This window comes from Hymenobacter daeguensis (assembly GCF_054780555.1).
Genome location: NZ_BAAGWC010000010.1, coordinates 1 through 21,171 on the forward strand (window position 1 = coordinate 1; position 21,171 = coordinate 21,171).

At 62.4% G+C, this 21,171-nt stretch carries 22 protein-coding genes and 4 tRNA genes; 19 read left to right on the forward strand and 7 right to left on the reverse strand.

Translation table 11 applies throughout. The features are described from left to right. The coding region (locus ACYVHT_RS12475) for an amidase (protein WP_460552004.1) at positions 1 to 1,052 on the forward strand (1,052 nt) is incomplete at its 5' end. An 84-nt stretch (positions 1,053 to 1,136) separates the two neighbouring features. On the opposite strand, the gene ACYVHT_RS12480 is transcribed toward ACYVHT_RS12475, so the two are convergent. Beyond that, a complete protein-coding gene (locus tag ACYVHT_RS12480; RefSeq protein ID WP_460552007.1) occupies positions 1,137 to 1,940 on the reverse strand; it encodes a S1/P1 nuclease in 804 nt (267 codons plus the stop codon). Between the two features lie 227 nt (positions 1,941 to 2,167). Between ACYVHT_RS12480 and ACYVHT_RS12485 the strand changes: the two genes are divergently transcribed. The 3 genes from ACYVHT_RS12485 to ACYVHT_RS12495 all read left to right on the forward strand — a co-directional run bounded on the left by ACYVHT_RS12485 (position 2,168) and on the right by ACYVHT_RS12495 (position 6,156). Continuing rightward, the gene (locus ACYVHT_RS12485; protein ID WP_460552010.1) at positions 2,168 to 3,127 is read left to right on the forward strand and encodes a glycoside hydrolase family 43 protein; all 960 of its coding nucleotides are present in this window, start codon (positions 2,168 to 2,170) and stop codon (positions 3,125 to 3,127) included. Between the two features lie 105 nt (positions 3,128 to 3,232). Further along, entirely contained in the window at positions 3,233 to 4,012 is a 780-nt protein-coding gene (locus ACYVHT_RS12490; protein WP_460552014.1) for a hypothetical protein, read from the forward strand. Between the two features lie 56 nt (positions 4,013 to 4,068). Further along, positions 4,069 to 6,156, forward strand: a complete 2,088-nt coding sequence (locus ACYVHT_RS12495; protein ID WP_460552017.1) for a matrixin family metalloprotease — start codon at positions 4,069 to 4,071, stop codon at positions 6,154 to 6,156. 97 nt (positions 6,157 to 6,253) lie between these two features. Here ACYVHT_RS12495 and ACYVHT_RS12500 read toward each other — a convergent pair whose 3' ends face one another. The 3 genes from ACYVHT_RS12500 to ACYVHT_RS12510 form a co-directional block, all read right to left on the reverse strand. After that, positions 6,254 to 6,763, reverse strand: coding sequence for a GNAT family N-acetyltransferase (locus tag ACYVHT_RS12500; RefSeq protein WP_460552021.1), 510 nt, complete (start codon positions 6,761 to 6,763; stop codon positions 6,254 to 6,256). Positions 6,764 to 6,902: 139 nt separating this feature from the next. Beyond that, positions 6,903 to 7,133, reverse strand: a complete 231-nt coding sequence (locus ACYVHT_RS12505; protein ID WP_460552024.1) for a hypothetical protein — start codon at positions 7,131 to 7,133, stop codon at positions 6,903 to 6,905. An 88-nt stretch (positions 7,134 to 7,221) separates the two neighbouring features. Further along, positions 7,222 to 8,424, reverse strand: a complete 1,203-nt coding sequence (locus tag ACYVHT_RS12510; protein WP_460552027.1) for a PH domain-containing protein — start codon at positions 8,422 to 8,424, stop codon at positions 7,222 to 7,224. Positions 8,425 to 8,513: 89 nt separating this feature from the next. Here ACYVHT_RS12510 and ACYVHT_RS12515 point away from each other — a divergent pair, with 89 nt between their 5' ends. From ACYVHT_RS12515 to nadD, 6 genes are all read left to right on the forward strand, one after another. Next, complete coding sequence (locus tag ACYVHT_RS12515; RefSeq protein ID WP_460552030.1) at positions 8,514 to 9,281, forward strand: glycosyltransferase family 2 protein; 768 nt, start codon at positions 8,514 to 8,516, stop codon at positions 9,279 to 9,281. Further along, positions 9,278 to 10,333 carry a glycosyltransferase family 9 protein gene (locus ACYVHT_RS12520; RefSeq protein ID WP_460552033.1) on the forward strand — a complete coding sequence of 352 codons (1,056 nt, stop codon included), beginning with the start codon at positions 9,278 to 9,280 and terminating at the stop codon, positions 10,331 to 10,333. Before ACYVHT_RS12515 ends, ACYVHT_RS12520 begins: the two co-directional genes overlap by 4 nt. 288 nt (positions 10,334 to 10,621) lie before the next feature. Continuing rightward, on the forward strand, positions 10,622 to 11,266 hold the full coding sequence (locus ACYVHT_RS12525) for a sigma-70 family RNA polymerase sigma factor (protein WP_460552036.1): 645 nt from the start codon (positions 10,622 to 10,624) through the stop codon (positions 11,264 to 11,266). A gap of 76 nt (positions 11,267 to 11,342) precedes the next feature. Then, positions 11,343 to 11,642: a hypothetical protein gene (locus ACYVHT_RS12530; protein WP_460552039.1), complete on the forward strand. Its 300-nt coding sequence runs from the start codon at positions 11,343 to 11,345 to the stop codon at positions 11,640 to 11,642. Positions 11,643 to 11,671: 29 nt separating this feature from the next. Then, a complete protein-coding gene (gmk, locus tag ACYVHT_RS12535; RefSeq protein ID WP_460552042.1) occupies positions 11,672 to 12,256 on the forward strand; it encodes a guanylate kinase in 585 nt (194 codons plus the stop codon). A 1-nt stretch (position 12,257) separates the two neighbouring features. Next, positions 12,258 to 12,818, forward strand: coding sequence for a nicotinate-nicotinamide nucleotide adenylyltransferase (gene nadD, locus ACYVHT_RS12540; protein WP_460552045.1), 561 nt, complete (start codon positions 12,258 to 12,260; stop codon positions 12,816 to 12,818). Between the two features lie 91 nt (positions 12,819 to 12,909). Here nadD and frr read toward each other — a convergent pair whose 3' ends face one another. From frr to ACYVHT_RS12555, 3 genes are all read right to left on the reverse strand, one after another. Continuing rightward, a complete protein-coding gene (frr, locus tag ACYVHT_RS12545; RefSeq protein ID WP_460552048.1) occupies positions 12,910 to 13,473 on the reverse strand; it encodes a ribosome-recycling factor in 564 nt (187 codons plus the stop codon). Between the two features lie 108 nt (positions 13,474 to 13,581). Further along, entirely contained in the window at positions 13,582 to 14,385 is an 804-nt protein-coding gene (gene pyrH, locus ACYVHT_RS12550; RefSeq protein WP_460552051.1) for a uridine monophosphate kinase, read from the reverse strand. Between the two features lie 44 nt (positions 14,386 to 14,429). Continuing rightward, positions 14,430 to 14,933 (reverse strand): acyl-CoA carboxylase biotin carboxyl carrier protein subunit, encoded by a 504-nt coding sequence (locus ACYVHT_RS12555; RefSeq protein ID WP_460552055.1) that lies wholly within the window; start codon positions 14,931 to 14,933, stop codon positions 14,430 to 14,432. A gap of 326 nt (positions 14,934 to 15,259) precedes the next feature. Between ACYVHT_RS12555 and ACYVHT_RS12560 the strand changes: the two genes are divergently transcribed. The 9 genes from ACYVHT_RS12560 to rplK all read left to right on the forward strand — a co-directional run bounded on the left by ACYVHT_RS12560 (position 15,260) and on the right by rplK (position 21,167). Further along, positions 15,260 to 17,683, forward strand: coding sequence for a M1 family aminopeptidase (locus ACYVHT_RS12560; RefSeq protein WP_460552058.1), 2,424 nt, complete (start codon positions 15,260 to 15,262; stop codon positions 17,681 to 17,683). A 171-nt stretch (positions 17,684 to 17,854) separates the two neighbouring features. Beyond that, positions 17,855 to 17,934: transfer RNA gene (locus ACYVHT_RS12565), tRNA-Tyr, on the forward strand. Positions 17,935 to 17,955: 21 nt separating this feature from the next. Further along, positions 17,956 to 18,028, forward strand: a tRNA-Gly gene (locus ACYVHT_RS12570). A 14-nt stretch (positions 18,029 to 18,042) separates the two neighbouring features. Continuing rightward, positions 18,043 to 18,114 (forward strand) — tRNA-Thr (locus ACYVHT_RS12575). A gap of 170 nt (positions 18,115 to 18,284) precedes the next feature. Next, a complete protein-coding gene (tuf, locus tag ACYVHT_RS12580; RefSeq protein ID WP_460552061.1) occupies positions 18,285 to 19,475 on the forward strand; it encodes an elongation factor Tu in 1,191 nt (396 codons plus the stop codon). A gap of 147 nt (positions 19,476 to 19,622) precedes the next feature. Continuing rightward, positions 19,623 to 19,693: transfer RNA gene (locus ACYVHT_RS12585), tRNA-Trp, on the forward strand. A gap of 62 nt (positions 19,694 to 19,755) precedes the next feature. Next, positions 19,756 to 19,950: a preprotein translocase subunit SecE gene (secE, locus tag ACYVHT_RS12590; protein ID WP_201985341.1), complete on the forward strand. Its 195-nt coding sequence runs from the start codon at positions 19,756 to 19,758 to the stop codon at positions 19,948 to 19,950. A 12-nt stretch (positions 19,951 to 19,962) separates the two neighbouring features. After that, entirely contained in the window at positions 19,963 to 20,529 is a 567-nt protein-coding gene (gene nusG, locus ACYVHT_RS12595; RefSeq protein WP_342297541.1) for a transcription termination/antitermination protein NusG, read from the forward strand. 194 nt (positions 20,530 to 20,723) lie between these two features. Then, positions 20,724 to 21,167: a 50S ribosomal protein L11 gene (rplK, locus tag ACYVHT_RS12600; RefSeq protein ID WP_198067444.1), complete on the forward strand. Its 444-nt coding sequence runs from the start codon at positions 20,724 to 20,726 to the stop codon at positions 21,165 to 21,167. Positions 21,168 to 21,171: the final 4 nt, after the last annotated feature.

A 21,171-nucleotide genomic window follows, 5' to 3' on the forward strand; every position in this document is an offset into this window, starting at 1 on the left:
GCGGCGGCAGCAGCGGCGGCGCGGTGTATGCCGGGGCGGCCGGCGTGGTGCCGGTGGCCGGGGCCGGCGATGGGGGCGGCTCGATAAGAATACCGGCGGCCTGCTGCGGGCTGTTTGGCCTGAAGCCCAGCCGGGGCCGGGTGCCCACCGGGCCGGAGCAGGGCGAAAAGTGGCAGGGCGCGGCCGTGGAGCACGTCCTCAGCCGCTCGGTGCGCGACAGCGCGGCCCTGCTCGATGCCACGCAGGGGCCCGATGCGGGCGCCCCGTACTTCCTGCCTGCCCCGGCGCGGCCCTATCTGGAAGAAGTGAGCCGGGCCCCCGGCCGGCTGCGCATCGGCTTTAGCCTGGGGCACCCGCTGGGCAGCGCCCTGCACCCGGAATGCGCCACCGCCGTGCTGGAAGCGGCCCGGCTGCTCGAAAGCCTGGGCCATGCGGTGGAAGAAGTGCCGCTGCCCTTCGACGGCCGGGCCGTGGCCTCGGCGTTCCTGATGCTGTATTTTGGCGAAACCGGGGCCAGCATCGCGGCCCTGGGCAAGCACCTGGGCCGCCCCGCCCGGCCCGGCGACGTGGAGCCCACCACCTGGCTGCTGGGCCTGCTGGGCCGCACCTACACCGCCGCCGACTTCGCCGCCGCCCGCCACTCCTGGAACGACCACGCCCGCCGCATGGGCCGCTTTCACCAAACCTACGACCTGCTCCTGACGCCCACCCTGGCCACGCCGCCCGTTCGCATCGGCGAGCTGCAGCCCAAGCCGCTGGAACAGCGCCTGCTGAAGCTGGTGAACACCTTCGGCCTGGGCGGCCTTATTCGCCGCTCCGGCATCGTGGAGAAGCTGGCCGAGCAGAACCTGGAGCGCACGCCCTACACCCAGGTGGCCAACCTCACGGGCCAGCCCGCCATGTCGGTGCCCCTGCACTGGACCGCCGACGGCCTGCCCTGCGGCGTGCAGTTCATTGCCAGGCTGGGCGCCGAGGACGTGCTGTTTCGGCTGGCCGGGCAGCTGGAGCAGGCCCGGCCGTGGTTCGGCCGGCGGCCGGCGCTGGTGGGGTAGGAGCACTGCTACTACGCACAGAAGCCCCGGCTGCCTGCGCGGCCGGGGCTTCTTTTGCGGTAGCAGGGGGGCTGACGCGGCTGCCTACTTCCCGAAAATCTCATTCAGCTCGCCGGCCAGCCGGATGCCGGCTTTCAGAATCTGCTGCTGGGTGGTGGGGCCGAAGGTGGGGTAGAGGTGCCAGTCGAACTTGGGGTTGGCCACGGCGCTGGCGTAGATGGCCGGGCACAGCTGATACGACTCAAAGAGCCAGGTCGTCACGTCGTCCTTTTGCCACTGCTTGATTTGGGCCGGCGTGGCGTGGTCGTAGGCCGTGGCCATTTCGGTGTAGGTGAAGCCCGTGTAGTCGAGCAGGCCGCTGTCCCAGATGCTGTGCAGGTTGGTTTCGTCCTTGCCGCGCCACGTCACCTTGATGTCGTTGCCGCCCTTGTCTTCGGCGTGGCCGCCCACGTGCAGGGGCTGGTGCACGTCGCCCACCAGGTGCACCAGAAACTTGAGGGCCACCAGCTTTTCGGCATCGGTTTTCCTGGGGTCTTTCAGGTCCTGGCGGGCGCGCAGCAGGGCCTGGTAGGCATTGGTGGGCACTTCCGGCACCGGGCTCGCATTGAGCAGCGCCGTGAAGGCGGCGAAGTCGAGGCCGGCGGGCGTGTTGTGGTAGTGCCAGGGCGCGGTATTGGCGTAGGCGGGGTCGCCGCGCAGCTCGTCGGCCCAGGTGCTCACCAGGGGCAGGGTTTCGGTGCCCAGCAGGCGGTACACTTCGCGCCGGGCAGCAGGGGTGAGGTGGTTTTCGGCAATGCGGGCCACGGCCCGGTGGCCCATCACGCCCCAGGCCAGCAGGCTAAACGGCGCGCAGCACAACGCCAGCAGCACCAGACATTTTTTGAGCATACAGAGAAATTGAAAAGAGAAAGTGGACAATGGATAAAGCCGGATAAATGCTACGGCACAAAACAGCCTGCAAAGCTAGCGCCGGCGGGCAGCAAGTTGCCCATCCGGCTGGCGGGCCCGGGCCATTCATTGGCCACGTTCGACGATGTGGCCCCAGCCTGCGTATGGCTGCAGCAGCAGCCGATGGCGCCACCCGGGCCGCTCCCTCTATTTTCCGCCCGCCGCTCATGTACACCAATCCCGTCCTCGACGACAACTTTCCCGACCCTGCCATCCTTCGCGCCCCCGACGGCTGGTACTACGCCTACGGCACCCAAACCCGGCGCGCCGGCGGCATTATCAACCTGCAGGTGGCCCGCTCCCAGAATCTGGTGCAGTGGGAGTACCTGGGCGAGGGCCTGCCCGAGAAACCCGGCTGGGCCCGGCAAAGCCAGAAAATATGGGCCCCGCACGTGAGCGAGCACGGCGGGCGCTACTACCTCTACTACTCCACCCGGCCCGATGGAGCCGACTTTTTCAGCCTGGCCGTGGCCGTGGCCGATGCGCCCGCCGGCCCGTTTGTGGACAGCGGCCAGCCGCTGCTGCCCGGCCCCGGCTTCACCTGCATCGACCCCATGGCGTTCGACGACCCCGCCACCGGCCGGCGGCTGCTGTACTGGGGCTCGGGCTTCGGCCCCATCTGGGTGCGCGAGCTGGCCGCCGACCGCCTCGGCTTCCGGCCCGGCAGCGTGGCGCAGGCCGTTGTGCAGCCCAGCGGTGCTGCCAACCCCGCCGACTACCACCGCCTGGTCGAAGCCGCGTGGGTGCATTACCGCCACGGCTGGTACTACCTGTTTTTCTCGGGCGATAACTGCTGCGGGCCGCACGCCCACTACGCCGTGCTGGTGGCCCGCGCCCGCCACGCCACCGGCCCCTTCGAACCCCGGGCCCTGCCGCTCCTGGCCGCCAACACCCACTGGCACGCCCCCGGCCACAACTGCGTCATCACCGATGCGGCCGGCCAGGACTGGCTGGCCTGCCACGCCATCGACCCACGCCAGCCCACCTTCGACGCCATCGACGACGCGGAAGGCTACTCGCGCCGCGTCCTCATCCTCGAAAAGCTCGATTATGATGCCGACGGCTGGCCCGCCGTAGCGCCCGCCGCGCCCACCCGGCAGCCGCAGCCCGCGCCCGTGGGGCAATAGCCATCGGCTGGCCGACTAAACCTGCGCATCCATCGGCAGTCTTTGGTAGGGCCTGAAGCCCGGCCATACCTTTAGATGGCTGATTATGAGTAATGCGCTTATGGTATGACGTTTTTTACCCGGTGGCCCGGTTGGGGTAAATCGATTCGTGGAATTGCAACAGGAGCGGGGCTGCTGGCCGCCGCGCCCACTGCCGCGCAGCAGCCCGCGCCGGCCGATTCGGCCTGCCTGGCCGCGCCGGTGGCCCCGCACCCGGCAGCGGCCGGGCCGCCCCGGCGGCGGGTGGGCTTCGTGCTGTCGCTCGACAATCGCAACTCCTTCGTGCAGTCCTCGGCGGTCTATATCATCGGGCTGAACGCGGGCGTGGTGCTGCCCGGCCACCGCTGGCGCGTGGGCCTGGGCGGCTACACACTTCGCCGCGACTACGCCGACCAGTATGTGTACCAATACAAAAACGGCAAGCGCACCAGGAAAATAGCCGATACCCTCACGCCGCAGCTCAGCCTCACCTACCTCACGCCCAACGTCAGCTACGTGTTTTTCCAGCGCCGCTGGCTGGAGCTGAGCGTGCCCATCGAGGCCGGCATCGGGCGCAGCCACTACTCCGAAACCGACCAGAACGGCAAAAATGTGGTCGATAACCGGGGCCTGTTTGTGCCTGTGGAGGCGGGGCTGGCAGTGCTGGTGAAGCCTTTTCGCTGGGTGGGCGTGAGCGGCAGCGTGGGCTACCGCAAGTCGGTGCTCGAAACCGACTACAAGGACGACTTCGACGGCATGTACTTCAGCTACCGGCTCAACGTGTTCGTGGGCGCTATCTGGCGCGACTGGCGGCAGCACCGGCAGCACGGCCGGCAAACGCCGCCGCCCGCCAATCCGGGCCGCTGAGGTTGCCGGCCCCCCATTTTCCGTATCTTCGGCGGCGTCTGCTTTTTTCCGTGCCTATGCCATTACGCCTACGTTCTGCTCGTACTACGCTTCTGTTTGCCCTGGCCGCTGGCTGGGGAATGACGGGCCCCGCGCCCGCCGCCGCCCAGGCTCCCGAGCTGCACTGCCTGATGCTGCCGCTGGAGCCGGCCGTGCGGGCCCGGCAGTCGGCATTGGTCATCGAGGCCGAAGTCCTCGATGCCCGGGGCTTCTGGAATGCGGCCCACACCCGGCTGTTTACCCGGCACCGGCTGCGGCCCTTTGCCATCCTCAAAGGCCAGCCCGCCGACACCACCGGCCTGGTCGTCATCACCGAAGGCGGCCGCGTGGGCCTCGACCAGCAGCGTCTCACCAACACCCTGGAGCTGAAAGCCGGCCAGCAGGGCGTGTTTTTCCTCACGGCCGCGCCCTGGCCGGGCCTGGAGCCGGGCACGGGCGCGCGCGCCCTCACGCCCTTCGCCAGCGCGCAGGGCTTCATCGCCTACAGCCCTGCCGATGGCACGGCCGCCGAGCCATTTCGCACGTACCCCGCCATCAACCAGGCTTTCTATCAGGAAATAGCACGCCTGACCGGGCAGCCGCGCCTGCAGCTCCAGGCCAATCCGGCTCTGGCCGCTGCGCCCGGGCGGCGGGGCATGGCCCCCACCATCACCGGCTTTGCGCCCGCCAGCCTGTCGGCCGGCACCGGGGATGTGCTCACCATCACCGGCGACGGCTTCGGGGCCAGCCGGGGCGGGGGCTTTGTCGAGTTTCGGAACGCCGACGACGGCGGCGCGACCCGCGTAAGCGCCCGCGAGTCCGATTACCTTTCGTGGTCGAATACCCGCATTCAGGTGCGGGTGCCTTCGGTGGCGAGCGGCGGCCATCCGGCGGGCTCCGGCCTGGTGCGCGTCACCACCGCCGACCAGTTTGGGGTGGAAACCGCCACGCCGCTCACCGTCGTTTATGCCCTCACCAACGTGGAAAGCACCGACGGTGCCATCCTGCAGCGTCCCAAGCACATTGCCCTGAATGCGGCGGGCGGCATCAGCTTTCATTTCGGCCCCAACTTCAACGCCGCTGCCGGTGGGGCCTGGCAGCGGGCGCTGGCCGGCTGGCGCTGCCAGTCGGGCATGAACTGGGATGCCGGCACCGCCAGCACCGTCAACACCATTGCCGACGACGGCCAGAACGTCGTGGCCTTCGACCAGGGAGCCGAGCTGCCGGCCCTGGTGCTGGGCCGCACCACCAGCTACTACCGCGGCTGCTACGCGCCGGGCGGCGAGGTGGTGTTTTGGGTGAAGGAAATCGATATGCAGTTCGACGATGCCACGGTCTGGCAGTTCGGCCCGGCGCTGGCCGTCACCCCCCAGATTGACTTTGAGTCGGTGGCCGTGCACGAGCTGGGCCACGCCCAGCAGCTTTCGCACCTCAACCTGCCCGGTGCCATCATGCACTACGCCGTGACGCGGGGCCAGAACAGCCGCCGCCTCAATCCGCTCAGCGACATTGCCGGGGCCCGGCAGGTGCTGCGGGTGCGCAGCTTCCGCAACCTGGGCTGCGGCGGGCCGGCGCTGCTGCCCGCGCCGCTCACCGGCTTTGGGGCGCAGTACGCGGCCGGCACCGGCGTTACCGTTAGCTGGTCCACCCGCGACGAGTGTTTCCTGAGCGGCTTCTCGGTAGAGCGCAGCGCCGGCAGCGACACCACCGCCTGGCAGCCCCTGAGCACGGTGGCCCTCAATGCCGCCGCCGGCCAGTACCAGGTGGTCGATGCCCAGCCCCTGCCCGGCCTGCACTACTACCGCCTGCGCCTGCTGCGCCCCGATGGCTCGCGCGACAATGCGGCCCCCGCGCTGGTCAGCACCGAGGGCAATGAGGTGAGCATTTTCCCCAACCCCGTAGCCGATGCTTTCCTGCGCCTGCAATACCCCGCCACCGCCGATGGTGCGGTCACCTTTCGCGTGTACGATGCCCTGGGCCGCCGCGTGCTGACCACGGCCCTCAATGCCCTGGCCGGGCTGAGCATCCTGAACATTCCCCTGCCCAGCCTGCGCCCCGGCCTCTACGTGCTGGGGTGGCAGGATGCGCAGGGCCGCACCGGCACCCGCAAGTTTGTGCGGCAATAGGCCGTGCATGAGCCAACGCCCCGCCTGTGCGGATAAAAAAACCGGTCATGCGGCGCGTAGGCGAAGCATGACCGGTTTTTTGGTAAGGTGCCAGGTGCTAGCCGATGGCTGCCGCTGCCGTAGGGCTCACGTTGTAGCCGTTGAGCTGGGCTTCGTCCAGGTTGCCGTTGAGCCACTCGTCCTCGATGTGGGCGCCCAGCTTTTTGTAGAAGGCAATGGCCGGCTCGTTCCAGTTCAGCACCTGCCATTTCAGGCGCATGGCCCCGGTGGCGCGGGCTTCGGCCACCACGGCATCGAACAGCAGCCGGCCCAGGCCGCCGCGCCGGCCGGCCTCGGTCACCACCAGGTCTTCGAGGTAGAGCATGCGGCCTTTCCAGGTGGAATAGGCGGTGTAGAACAACGCCAGGCCAACGATTCCGGCCTCGTCATCTTCCAGCACGAAGAAGCCGAAAATAGGGTCCGGCCCAAAGCCGTCGCGCCGCATGGCGGCCAGCGTATTGGTCACGGCATCCGGCGCTTTCTCGTACGCAGCCAGCTCCTGAATCAGGCCCAGTACCTGCGGCAAATCGGCCTCCACGCCCCGGCGCAGCACAATGTGGTTGTTCATAAAAAGACGTATTGGGTAAAGCCCGTAAAAGAAATCAGGCCGCCGCTGCCGAAGCAATGGCGACCTGACAAATAGCCTGCGTCCCGCAACGTAGCCGAAAAAATCAGCGAAATCACGGTCAGTCAGCAAAAATCAGTGATTACATCTGCGGCTGCATCTTCTTGATGTCCTCCGTGGCGTTCACCGCGTTCAGCTCGCGGAACTGCTCGGGCTGCTTGGCGCCCTTGGTGGTGTCAGGAGCGGCGGGCAGCTCGGGCAGCTTGGCGGTGACGATGTCATCCTCGCTATCCGAGGTGGATGGGCCGCACGAAGGCAGCGTGAGCGAAAGCAGGGCAGCGGCCAACAGACCGGGGAGGAGCGTTTTTTTCATGGGTTGGAAAACGAATGCGGGCGCAAGTTACGCACGGAGTGCGGCTTGCCATACGAGAAAATCACAGACCCAGGCGGCCGACAGGGGCTCAGGGGGTATCGGTGGGCGCTATCACTTTAAACCAGGCAATGCCCAGCTCGCCGGGCATCAGCCGCACCCGCACCCGGTCGCCGGGCTGTAGCTGGTGGTAGTGGGCGCGCCCGACCAGCAGCTCATTGGCGTGGGAAAAAGGCCCCCACGGCTGCACCTGCGCCTTAAAGCCGGGCAGCTCGTCGGGGTTGATGCGCTTTGCGAGCAGCGCGGGCGTGTAATCGGTAGCGGGATTTGCATCGAACGCCGTGTTGTAAGCAACCGGCGCACTGTAGCCGTAGAGCGCGGCCGCCAGCAGGATGATAACGCCCTGGCCAAAGGCTGCCTCGCGGCCGAATAAATGCTGCCGGCTGCCCAGCACCAGCAGCAGCGCCAAGCCCCCGCCAACCCCAAACGCCCACGGCTGAATGGCCGCCGTGCTGACCAGCGTAATATCGAGCGCCATGCGGATGAACAGCGCTGCGCCCGGAATAATCAGGGCCACGCCCAGCGCGGGGGCCGGGGCGGCATCCGGCTCGTCGGGCCGCAGCAGGCCGGGGTACAGCCATTGGGCCGCCACGGCCGCCACCGGCAGCAGCAGGCTTGCCGTGATGGCCAGCTGGTAAAGAACCGGGTAAAACAGCAGCCACGCCGCGGCCCCCCAGCTGGCATAGTTGAGCAGCCGGGCCGTTTGCTGCGCCTCCGCCAGCTGCCGGTCGTGCGCGGTCTGCATTTCCGGCGAGGCAAAGGGAACGAGCCGGGGCCCGGCCGCCGGCTGCTCCGGTGCCGGGCCGAGATTGGGATAATACTCGGCCACCCAGTCAATAATTTTCGATATGTCATCGGTGAGCAGGCCGATTTTTACGGAGCGCCTGCGCGTGTCGGCGGGCAGCAGGCGCAGGTAGTTGCGGCTGATGCGGTAGCCCTTTATCTCGACCCACGCCAGCTGCCGCCGGCCCAGGGTGCTCACCTCCGTAATGCCCTCGGGGGTGAGGACGACGCGCCCCCAGATAGCCTCCGCCAACCCGTACAGGAACAGCAGCCCGAAGCCCAGCGGCAGCAGGCAGTAGAGGGCGACATACAGCGGCATGGGTTTCTCCAGCCACCACAGCAGCGGCATTCCCACAAGCAGCAGTATCAGCAGCGGGGCCGCCACGCACATGAAAATGCGCCAGCCTTTGGCCAGATAGTAAGCGCGGCACTCAGGCAGAGAAGCAGGCATTGGGATGGGCAATAAGAACCGGGCAGCAGGCCGCCCCGGCAAATATGGCCGCCGCCGCGCATTGAGCGGCCACGTACCTTTGCCGGCCCATGCCCGTTTCCCTCTCCGTCGTCATCATCACCTTCAACGAAGCGGCCAACATTGCCCGCTGCCTCCAGGCGCTGGGCGACGTGGCCGACGACGTGCTCGTGGTCGATTCCTTCTCCACCGATGCCACCGTGGCCATCTGCCGCCAGCACGGGGCCCGCGTCATTCAGCACGCTTTCGCCGGCTACGTGGAGCAGAAAAACTACGCCACCAGCCAGGCCCGGTTCGACCACGTCCTCCAGCTCGATGCCGACGAAGTGCTCACCGACGAGCTGCGCCAGTCCATCCGCGCCGCCAAGGCCGACTGGCAGCACGCCGCGTATGCCATGGCCCGCCTCACCAGCTACTGCGGCCACTGGGTGCGCCACGGCGGCTGGTACCCCGACCGCAAGCTGCGCCTCTACGACCGCCGCCTGGGCCGCTGGACCGGCCTGCTCCTGCACGAGCGCTACGAAGTAAACGCCGGCCAAACCACCGGCCCGCTCGCCGGCGACGCCCTGCACTACAGCTACCACAGCATTGCGCAGCACGTCAGCCAGCTCAACAAGTTCACCAGCATCACGGCCCAGGAGCTGGCCCTGCGCGGCAAAACCCGGGTCACGCTGTTCCATCTGCTGCTCAAGCCGCTCTGGAAGTTCGTGCACGGCTACTTTTTTCGGCTGGGCCTGCTCGATGGGTTTGCGGGCCTGTGCATCGCCGGCATCTCGGCCTGGGGCGTGTTCCTGAAATTCGCCAAGCTCAAAACCCGCACCGAACACGCCGAAGCATGAGCCCGGAAACCAAGCCTTTTACCTTCCTCGTCTCCCGCACCGATGCCATCGGCGACGTGGTGCTGACGCTGCCGGTTTGCGGACGGCTCAGGCAGCTTTTTCCGGCCAGTCGGGTCGTCCTCATCGGCCGCACCTATACCGCGCCGGTAGCCGCGGCCTGCCCGTGGGTCGATGATTTTCTGAACCTGGATGAGCTGGTGAAGCTGCCCGAAGCCGCGCAGGTAGCTGCTTTGAAAACCTACGAAGCCGCCGCCATCATCCACGTATTCCCGAATAAAACCCTCGCCCGCCTCGCCCAGAAGGCCAGAATTCCCCTGCGCATCGGCACGCGCAACCGCTGGCAGCACTGGCTGACCTGCAACCGGCTGGTGGCCCTCAGCCGCCGCCACTCGCCCCTGCACGAAGCCCAGCTGAACCCCCGGCTGCTCCAGCCGCTGGGCGACACCTCCGAGCCCTCGCTGGCCGAAGTCGCCCGGCTGGTGCACCTGCACGCCACCGAAGCCGTTGCTCCATCGTTGCTGCAGCTGCTGAATCAGCGTCGGCCCGGCCAGTTCAACGTCATTCTGCACCCGCGCAGCCGGGGCAGCGCCCGCGAGTGGGGCCTCGATAACTTCGGCCGCCTCGCTCAAATGCTGCACCACGCCGGCCACCGCGTTTTCGTCACCGGCACGGCCGCAGAAGGGGAGGAGCTGGCCGCCTGGCTTCAGGAAAACGCCGCCTTCATTACCGCCGACCTCACCGGCCAGCTCGGCCTGCCGCAGTTCATCGCCTTCATCGCCGCCGCCGATGGCCTGGTGGCCGGCAGCACCGGCCCGCTGCACCTCGCCGCCGCGCTGGGCCGCCACGCACTGGGCCTGTACCCACCCATCCGGCCCATGCACCCCGGCCGCTGGGCCCCGCTGGGCCCGCACGCCGAATTCATGGTGTTCGACAAGCCCGATTGTGACGACTGCCGCCGGCAGCCCGCCGCCTGCACCTGCATCCGCGCCATCGAAGCTGCGGCAGTAGCGGCACGGGTAGCGGCCTGGGCGCCGTTGCCAGCGGCACAATAAATACCCTCAGGCCCGAACAATGGCGTATTCGGCCAGTTAGTTTGCTGCATATAGCGTTTCGCGCAACCTAGCCGCGCCTGCAATCCGTACATCCGGCAATGCGCCGCACGTTGGGCAAGGCGGGTTTTGGGTTTTCAATCAATCAATCACCAGCAGCTACGTTCCGCGAGCGACTTCAGCGCGAAGCAACCCGGCCACCCACTCAATCCGAGTAGCTTACGCACGCCATATTTGTCCCAATTCCCTATTCCTTCGTAGGTTTCGGCCTGCAACTTCCCCCGCCCCTGTATGAGCGATTCTCCCGAACGGGTCAAACTGAGCAAAGAGGAAAAAGACCGGCGCTTTCAGGCCGAGCTTATGCCCGTGCTCGACCCGCTCTACAACTTTGCCTATCGGCTCACCCTCGACGAGGACGATGCCAACGACTTGGTGCAAGAGACGTACCTGAAGGCATACCGCTTTTTCGAATACTTCGAGCCCGGTACCAACGCCAAGGCCTGGCTTTTTCGCATTCTCAAGAACTCGTTCATCAACGACTTCCGCAAGAAAAGCAAGCAGCCCGCCAAGGTCGATTACAGCGAAATAGAAGGCTACTACAACCCCGACGACGTAGAAGCCGAAGGCGAAATCGGGGCCTCGTCGTCCGACATGCGCCAGCAGTCGGCCCGCGACCTGATTGGCGACGAAGTGGCCAGCGCGCTAAATTCTTTGCCCGTCGATTTTCGCACCGTCATCATCCTCTGCGACCTCGAAGGCTTCACCTATGAGGAGATGGCCAAAGTGCTTGATATTCCGATTGGTACGGTGCGTTCGCGGCTGCACCGCGCCCGCAATTTTCTCAAGGATAAGCTGGAGAAATACGCCCAATCAATGGGATATGGCAATGATGCAATTGACAACGAAACGGAACTAACCGAGGACGATAATAATTAACGTCAGCAGCAAGGGCACCCGGCGGTGCTCTTGCGGGTTTCGCTTGCTCACGCCTTCCATATTTTGCTTTTCACTTATGAACCAATCTGCTACTACACAAACCAATACGTCGGCCCCCATTGCCCTTTCCCCCGATAATGGCCCCGACTGCGAACGAGTGAATACTGTACTAGACCAACTCATCGAAGGCCAGCCCGTGACCATGGAAGACGAGGACTACCTCTACGACCACGCCACCGACTGCTCGCCCTGTTTCGACAGCATCGAAAAACAGCGCGTGTTCGTTAGCTTCCTGAACCAGCGCGTGAGCCGTCAGCCCATTCCGGCCAGCCTGCACGATGCCATTCTGGCCCGCGTAGGTGCCATCACTGCCTAATACCGGGCATTTGAGATTAGCTTTGCGCGATGCAAGGCAAAATCATTGTGTTTTCGGCCCCTTCGGGCGCTGGCAAAACCACCATCGTGCACCGGCTCATGGACCGGCTGCCGGAGCTTAGCTTTTCTATTTCGGCCTGCACCCGCGACCGTCGCGGCCGGGCCGAAGTGAATGGCAAGGACTACCACTTCATCTCGGTTGAGGATTTTCAGGATAAGATTCGCAACGACGAGTTCGTGGAGTGGGAAGAGGTGTACGAAGGTGCGTTCTACGGCACGCTGAAGTCCGAGATTGAGCGCATCTGGGACAGCGGTAAGCACGCCATTCTCGATGTGGACGTGAAAGGTGGCCTCAGCATCAAGGACTTCTACAAAGACCGGGCGCTGGCCATCTTCGTCCGCCCGCCGTCCATCGAAGTGCTGGAGCAGCGCTTGCAGGCCCGCGCCACCGACTCACAGTCCAGCATTTCCTCGCGGATTTACAAGGCTAATTTCGAGCTCGGGTTCGAAAGCCGCTTCGACGTAACCGTCGTCAACGACAACCTCGACGAAGCTTCTGACCACGCCGAGAAGCTGGTGCGCCAGTTCATCAGCGCCGAGCCGGCCATCGTGTAGCATGGCCCGCATCGGCCTGCTTTTTGGCTCCTTCAACCCCGTTCACGTCGGGCACCTGATTCTGGCCGAGCACTTCGCCACGCGCACCGATTTGGCCGAAGTCTGGCTCGTCGTCACGCCCCACAATCCCTTCAAAGCAGCCGCCGACCTGCGGCCCGAAGCCGAGCGCCTGCACCTCGTACAGCTGGCCATTGCCGGCAACCCCCGCCTGCGCGCCGAAGACGTTGAGTTCGGCCTGCCGCGCCCCAGCTACACCATCGCCACGCTCGATGCCTTACGTCGGCGCCACCCCGCGCACGATTTCGTACTGCTCATGGGCAGCGATAATCTGCCCGGCCTCCCGCGCTGGCAGGAATCGGCCCGTCTGCTGGCCGAAGTCGATATCTACGTGTACCCGCGTCCCGGCAATCCCATCTCCGATTTGGCCGCATTCCCCCGCGTGCAGGTAATGGAAGCGCCGCTGTTGGACATCTCCGCCACTTATATCCGCGAAAGCCTCCGCACCGGCCGCAGCATCCGCTACCTGGTGCCCGCCGCCGTCGAAGCCGAATTGGTACGATAGGACAGCTCTGCGTACCGTTGCGGTAACTTCCCAAACAGCAAAAAAGCCCGACGATAATTCGCCGGGCTTCTTCATTCGGCAATAGGCCAAATCACACCGTCATGATTTCTGCCTCCTTCTTGCTGAGGACTTTATCGACCTCGGCAATGTACGTGTCGGTGGTTTTCTGCACTTTTTCTTCCGCGCTTTTGATGGCATCTTCCGATGCGCCTTCCTTCAGCAGCTTGCGCAGCGACTCGTTCACATCCTTCCGGATGCCGCGCACACGCACCTTGCCGGCTTCGGTTTCGTTTTTGGCTTGCTTCACCAGTTCGCGGCGGCGCTCCTCGGTCATGGCCGGAATGTTCAGGCGCACACCTTCCGCATCCGACATCGGGTTCAGGCCCAGGTCGCTGTTCTTGATGGCCTTAACGACTTCGCTAATCATGTTCTTCTCCCAGGGCTTGATGAACAGCGAGCGAGCGTCGGGGGCCGTAACGTTCGCAATCTGGCCAATGGGCGTGAGCGTACCGTAGTAGTCCACGCGCAGGCCGTCGAGCATAGCCGGGGAGGCCTTGCCCGCCCGAATCCGACTCATTTCCACGTTTACGTGCGCCAGCGCCTTGGTCATTGACTCGGCCAGCTCATCAAGGTAAAACTGAATTTCTTCGTCCATCTTAGTTGGAAGGGTTGAATTTTGAGGGTTAAATGTTGAAAGACGTTGAGTTGAGGCCGAAATACTGATTCATGATTCAACCCGCAAACCTCAGCGTTCAAGATTTCTTTACGCTTGCTCCGACTGGTTGCCCACCAGCGGTTGCAGCAGGCTCTGCTTGGCGTCGAGCATGGGTTTGCGGCCGTCGCGGCCCGCGCCGGTGCCGCCCGCGTGGACCAGCGTGCCCATTGCTTCGCCATCGAGCAGGCGGGCCAGATTGCCCGAGGTGTTCATATCGAACACGATGATGGGCAGATTATTCTCCTTGCACAGCGTGAAGGCCGTCATGTCCATCACGTTCAGGTTTTTCGCCAGCACCTCATCGAAGGTGATTTCGGCAAAGCGGGTGGCCGTCGGGTCCTTCTCCGGGTCGGCAGTATAGATGCCGTCCACGCGGGTGCCTTTCAGCACCACATCGGCCTCAATCTCAATGGCCCGCAGCGAAGCGGCCGAGTCTGTCGTGAAATAAGGCGAGCCGATGCCGGCCCCAAAAATCACCACGCGGCCTTTTTCTAGGTGCCGCACCGCACGCCGCCGGATATACGGCTCGCACACCCGCTGAATGGTGAGGCCCGAGAGCAGGCGCGTGCTTACTTCCAGCTTTTCCAGGGCGCTTTGCAAAGCCATTGAGTTGATGACCGTGGCCAGCATGCCCATGTAGTCGCCCTGCACGCGGTCGAGGCCGAAGGCTTCGGCCTCCACGCCCCGGTAGATGTTGCCGCCGCCAATCACGACGGCTACCTGCACGCCCGTCGCGGCCACGGCCTTAATTTCGGAGGCGTACTGCATCAGCCGCTCGGCATCGATGCCGTACTGCTGCTGGCCCATCAGCGCTTCGCCGCTGAGCTTGAGAAGGATGCGATTGTATTTCAAGTCGGAGTGGTTGAGTATGTCGGGGTAATTGATTGGGAGGCTGGCTAGGCAAACTGCACCAGCACCTGGCCTTTCTGCACGTTGTCGCGCAGGCTCACTTTCAGGCTGCCCACGGTGCCATCGGCAGGGGCTTTCAGAATGTTCTCCATTTTCATGGCTTCCAGCACCAGCAGCGGGTCGCCTTTCTGCACGGTCTGGCCGGGCTGCACCCGGATATCTACGATGAGGCCGGGCATGGGGGCTTTCAACTCGTTGATTTTCGTGGCGGTGGCGTTGCTCATGCCCAGGCGCTCCAGCAGCAGGTCGAACCGGTCTTTGGCCTGCAATTCCACCCGCTGGCCGTTCAGCTTCAGCGCAATGGTCTTGGCGGCGTAGTCGGCTTCCACCACTTCCGCATTATACGAGCGACCTTCGTGCAGAATGTGAAAGCGGCCGGCCCCCAAATCGGCCAGGTCCCAGGCAAAGGGTTGGCCGTTGAGGGTCACGTCATTGGCGGCGCGATATTCCACCTCCCATACCTGAGAAGTGCCGGTGCTTATTTGAAACATCTGAAAATGGCTTAGGTGGGATAGCAGCCGCGTGGTGGTGTAATCGTTAGCTTGCGGGCGAGTTCGGAAACCAGCGAGGCCGCAGCTAAAGCGGGGTTAAAGGTAGCCCAAATCTCAAATTAATTCGGAAATTGAGGCGTTTTTCGCCCGTTGTTGTTGGCATGAAGTATCTGGTTCCAGGCCTTACCACCCTGATGTTGTGCGCACAGTTGCTGGCAGTTGGCCAGAAAAGCCCGTCTACCTCGGGCAAAGCGCCAAGCAAAGCTCCCGTTCATAAAAAGACCGCGCCCGCTCCGCCACCGGCTCCTGCGTCGGCCGGCCTCGTCGTGCCCTCCTGGCTGCCGGCCGAAGCCCCGGTTCAGCCCGCCGCCACCATCCTCACCGAAGTGCTCGATACCAAGCTCGATGTGCGGTTCGACTACAAGAAGCAATACCTGCTGGGCACGGCCGTGCTCACGCTGCGCTCGCACTTCTACCCGCAAAGCGAACTGGTGCTGGATGCGAAAGGGTTTGATATTCAGAAAGTAGAATTAGTTGGCGACAAAAAGAATAAGAACCTCAACTACAATTACAACCGCCGTAAGCTCGTCATCACCCTCGACCACCCGTACCCGCGCACCACGCCCTATCAGGTACGCATCGTGTATGTGGCCAAGCCCAACGAGCTGCCGCAGGGCGGCTCGGCCGCCATTACCTCCGACAAGGGCCTGTATTTCATCAACCCGCTGGGCACCGAGAAAAACAAGCCCCGCCAAATCTGGACGCAGGGCGAGACCGAAGGCAGCTCCTGCTGGTTCCCCACCATCGACAAGCCCAACCAGCGGATGACCCAGGAAATCAGCATGACGGTGGAAAAGCAGTTCAAAACGCTTTCCAACGGCCTGCTCACGTCCTCGCACGCCAATGCCGACGGCACTCGCACCGACACCTGGAAGCTTAGCCAGCCCCACGCGCCTTACCTGGCCACAATGGTGGTGGGCGACTTCGCCGTGGTGAGCGACTCCTGGCACGGCAAGCCCGTCGACTACTACGTGGAGCCGAAATACGCCGGCACTGCCCGCGCCACCTTCGGCCACACGCCCGAGATGCTGGACTTCTTCTCCAAAAGGCTGAACATCGAATTTCCCTGGGACAAGTACGCCCAGGTAGCCGTGCGCGACTACGTGAGCGGCGCCATGGAAAACACTACCGCCACCACCCACGGCAGCACCATCCAGGCCACCAGGCGCGAGCTGCTCGATGCCAACTACCAGACGGCTGAGTTCGTCATCGCCCACGAGCTGTTCCACCACTGGTTCGGTGATTACGTGACCTGCGAAAGCTGGAGCAACCTGCCCCTGAACGAGTCCTTCGCCGACTATTCCGAGTACCTCTGGGCCGAGCACAAGTACGGGGCTGACGAAGCCAGCCTCGTGCAGGAAATCAAAATCAACAACTACCTCGAAGAGGCCCAGAGCAAGCGCGAGCCCCTCATCCGCTACCGCTACACCAACCGGGAGGATATGTTCGACCGCCATTCCTACGACAAGGGTGGCCGCGTGCTGCACATGCTCCGCAAGTACGTGGGCGATGAGGCCTTCTTCGCCGCCCTCAATCTTTACCTCACCCGCAACAAGCTGTCCAGCGTCGAAATCTCCAAGCTGCGCAACGCATTCGAGGAAACGACCGGCGAGGACCTGATGTGGTTTTTCAACCAGTGGTTTCTCAAGCGCGGCCACCCTGAGCTGCGCATTACGCACACTTACGCCAATGGCCAGGTAGCCCTGCGCGTGCAGCAAACGCAGGATACGCTGTTCCAGCCCGTTTATCGGCTACCCGTCACCGTGGCCGTCTGGACCGGCAGCAACCAGCCCACCGAGCACCGCATCACCGTCACCAGGGCCGACCAGACTTTTCAGCTGCCCGCCAGCCAAAAGCCCAACCTCGTCAAGTTCGACAACGAAAGCCAGCTCCTGGCCCAGTTCGATGAAGAGCGCACCACCGATGAGCTGGTTTTCCAGTTCTACCACGCCCAGACCTATCAACAAAAGTCGGAAGTGCTGGATTTGCTCCAGAACAAAACCGACCAGATGAGCGTGAGCAGCCTGCTCCGCAATGCCCTCAACGACAAATTCTGGAATGTGCGCCGCCTTGCGCTCGACCACCTCCGCCGCTACCGCGGCCCCGAGCCCGAAGGCATGCGCAAGGACATCCAGCGTCTCGCCACCACCGACCCCGTTTCCCGCGTCCGTGCCCAGGCCATTACCACGCTTGCCACTTTTCCCGATGGCAGCTACGGCCCTCTCTACGGCGCTGCCCTCGCCGACAGCTCGGCCCTGGTAGCCGCTGCCGCCCTCGAAGTGCTGGCCAAGCAGCCGGAAGCAAATACCCGCCAGCAGGTAGCGGCCATCGAAAACACCACCAGCAGCCCGCTCATCCTGGCCATCGCCAGCTACTACGCCCTCAACGGCGGCCTCGACCAATACCCGTGGTTTCTGCGCCGCCTGCCCGATGTTACCGAAATGGACCTCTATGCCTACTTCCAGTCCTTCGGCACGCTCATGACCCACATTCCGCCCGTGGAGCGCGACAAAGGCATCAAAATATTGGAAGACTACGCTCGCAATGCGCCACGCTACGAAATCCGTTTGGGGGCCTACAAGAGCCTTGCGCTGCTGCTGCCATCCATGCCCAGCCTCAAAGCAGTGCTCCAGAACATCCGGGAGAAGGAAACCGATGACCGGCTCAAAGCATTTTATAACCTTATGTAAAAGCGAGTTCCGTGAAATAGGCAAAAAAAGAACAACCTTTTTTTGCTCCATCCCTTGCCTTGTGTCAGAAAAACCCTAATTTTGCGACTCCTTACGAAACACTACTGGTTCAGCAGTCAGGAAATCGGAAGGGAAACGCAATCTGGCAATCGGCCGGAAGGCACCAAAACTGGGGGTATCGCATAGCGGCAATTGCGGGTGACTGTAACTCACCTCCTTCGGGTTCATAGGTTCGAGTCCTGTTACCCCCACTTATATTTACCATGCCATCTGCGGGAGTAGCTCAGTTGGTAGAGCGGCAGCCTTCCAAGCTGCAGGTCGCGGGTTCGAACCTCGTCTCCCGCTCACTTTTAGAATAAGCCGTTTTAGCTCAGTGGTAGAGCACTTCCTTGGTAAGGAAGAGGTCATGGGTTCAAATCCCATAAATGGCTCAGATTATAACAAGTCCAGCGGTCGGAGCAATTCCGGCCGCCGGCTCGGTTCTCTCAGGCAAGCGACGCACAGTTTTCTATTACAGTAGGGGCTGAGTCTCGCTTTCTTCGTGTAGGTTCCGATTTTACCTTCAACTAAACTTCACCACCTCTTTTTTTAACTCTTTACAATGGCTAAAGAAAATTTCGACCGGTCCAAGCCGCACGTAAACATCGGTACCATCGGCCACGTTGACCACGGCAAAACGACCCTGACGGCTGCTATCACGATGGTGCTGGCAAACCAGGGCCTGGCCGAAAAGCGTGACTTCTCTTCGATTGACAATGCTCCCGAAGAAAAAGAGCGTGGTATCACCATCAACACCGCTCACGTAGAGTACTCCACCGCCAACCGTCACTACGCTCACGTTGACTGCCCCGGTCACGCTGACTACGTGAAGAACATGGTAACGGGTGCTGCCCAGATGGACGGCGCTATCCTCGTAGTAGCTGCTACCGACGGCCCGATGCCCCAGACCCGTGAGCACATCCTGCTCGCTCGTCAGGTAGGTGTTCCCCAGCTGGTGGTGTTCATGAACAAAGTGGACATGGTGGATGACCCCGAGCTCCTCGAGCTGGTGGAAATGGAAATCCGCGAACTCCTCTCGTTCTACGACTTCGACGGCGACAACATTCCGGTTATCCAGGGTTCGGCCCTCGGCGGCCTGAACGGCGACGCCAACTGGGTTCCCAAAATCAACGAGCTGATGGACGCGGTTGACTCGTTCATTCCGATTCCCGCTCGTCTGACCGACCTGCCCTTCCTGATGCCGGTTGAGGACGTGTTCTCGATTACTGGCCGTGGCACTGTGGCCACCGGTCGTATTGAGCGCGGCATCATCAACTCGGGTGAGCAAGTTGACATCCTGGGCATGGGCGCTGCTGCCGGCTTGAAGTCGACGGTTACGGGTGTGGAAATGTTCCGCAAAATCCTCGACCGTGGCGAAGCTGGTGACAACGTAGGTCTGCTGCTCCGCGGTATTGAAAAAGAAGCCATCCGTCGCGGCATGGTTATCTGCAAGCCCGGCTCGGTAACCCCCCACCAGAAGTTCAAGGCTGAGGTGTACGTTCTCTCGAAAGAGGAAGGTGGCCGTCACACGCCGTTCTTCAACAACTACCGTCCGCAGTTCTACCTGCGTACCACCGACGTTACCGGCATCATCTCCCTCCCCGAGGGCGTTGAAATGGTAATGCCCGGCGACAACATCACTATCACCGTTGAGCTCATCAACAAGGTGGCGATGGAGAAAGGCCTCCGCTTCGCTATCCGTGAGGGTGGCCGCACGGTAGGTGCCGGTCAGGTAACCGAAGTTCTCGACTAAGCTGACTTAACAGCATAAAAAAGCCGCTCTCGACTCTTCGGGAGCGGCTTTTTTACGCTGAAACAGAAGCAAGTATTTGTTTTCTCTTCTGTTTCTCTTACCTTTGCACTCCCTTTAGCGAAATGCGCTATTCGGAAATGTCAATAAACGAGTGTAGTTCAAGGGTAGAATAGAGGTCTCCAAAACCTTTGATGGGAGTTCGAATCTCTCCACTCGTGCAATTTGGGCCAGTTGGTCCGCTCCATGTTATTTCAGCGGCAACGCTGTTTTTCCCATCACAATGGACAAACTGAGCAATTATTTCCGCACCACCATCGAAGAGATGCGCTACAACGTGACGTGGCCCTCGACGACGGAACTGCAAAAAAGCGCCGGTCTGGTGCTAATTGGTTCGCTCGTGTTTGCCATCGTAGTAGGGGTCATGGATGTCAGCTTTGAGTCGGTACTCAAAGCGTTTTACAACTCGTTTCGCTAATCAATAGTCAAGATGGGCGAATTGAAATGGTACGTGGTGCGCTCCGTGAGCGGCCAGGAGAAAAAAGCCAAAAATTACCTCGAAACGGAGCTCGGTCGGCACAACCTGACCGAGCTTGTTCCGCAGGTACTGATTCCGGTAGAGAAGGTGTTTGAGATGCGCAACGGCAAGAAGCGCGTCCGCGAGCGGAACCTCTATCCCGGTTACATCATCATCCACGCCGACCTCGGCCACGGGGAAGTTGACCACATCATCACCAGCACGCCCGGCGTGATTGGCTTCCTCGGCGACAAAGACAAGAAGGACGCATCGAACAACAAACCTGTTCCGCTGCACATCTCCGAAGTCAACCGCATCCTCGGCATCGTGGATGAAGCCGAGCAGCAGGCCGATGCGACCCTCGACAAGCCTTACGTAGTGGGCGAACTCGTGAAAGTGGTGGACGGCCCCTTCAATGGCTTCTCCGGTAACGTGGATGAGGTATTTGAAGAGCGTAAGAAGCTGAACGTAGTCGTGAAAATCTTCGGCCGCTCGCAGCCGGTAGAGCTCAGCTACACTCAGGTAGAAAAAGAAGTATAAGCTAGTAGCAAGTAAGAAGTATCGAGTAGTAAGACAATTATTGCTCATTAATCTAACTACTTGCTACTAACTACTCAATACTAAAAAACACCACGCCGGCTAATTGCTCCGGGTCGGCGGGGCTTCCAAACAGGAGTTTACTAAACTGAGGCAAGCGCGAGTTACGACGCAGGAGCCGCAGCCAAACCAATCAAATGGCCAAAGAAATCAGAGGTTATCTGCGTCTGCAGATAAAGGGAGGCGCCGCGAACCCTTCGCCGCCGGTAGGACCTGCACTTGGTAGCAAAGGCTTGAATATCATGGAGTTTTGCAAGCAGTTCAATGCTCGCACCCAAGATAAAGCCGGCCAAGTTTGTCCTGTACTCATCACCATGTACACCGACAAGTCGTTCGACTTCGTGGTGAAGACGGCACCGGCTCCGGTGCTGCTCATGGAAGCTGCCAAGTTGCAGAGCGGCTCGAAAGAGCCGAACCGTAACAAAGTTGGCTCCGTGACGTGGGACCAGGTGCGTACCATTGCCGAAACCAAAATGCCTGACTTGAACGCTTTCCAGGTGGAAGCTGCCATGAAGCAGGTGGCCGGCACGGCTCGCAGCATGGGCATTACCATCAAGGGCGATTCTCCTTTTGCTGAATAATTAA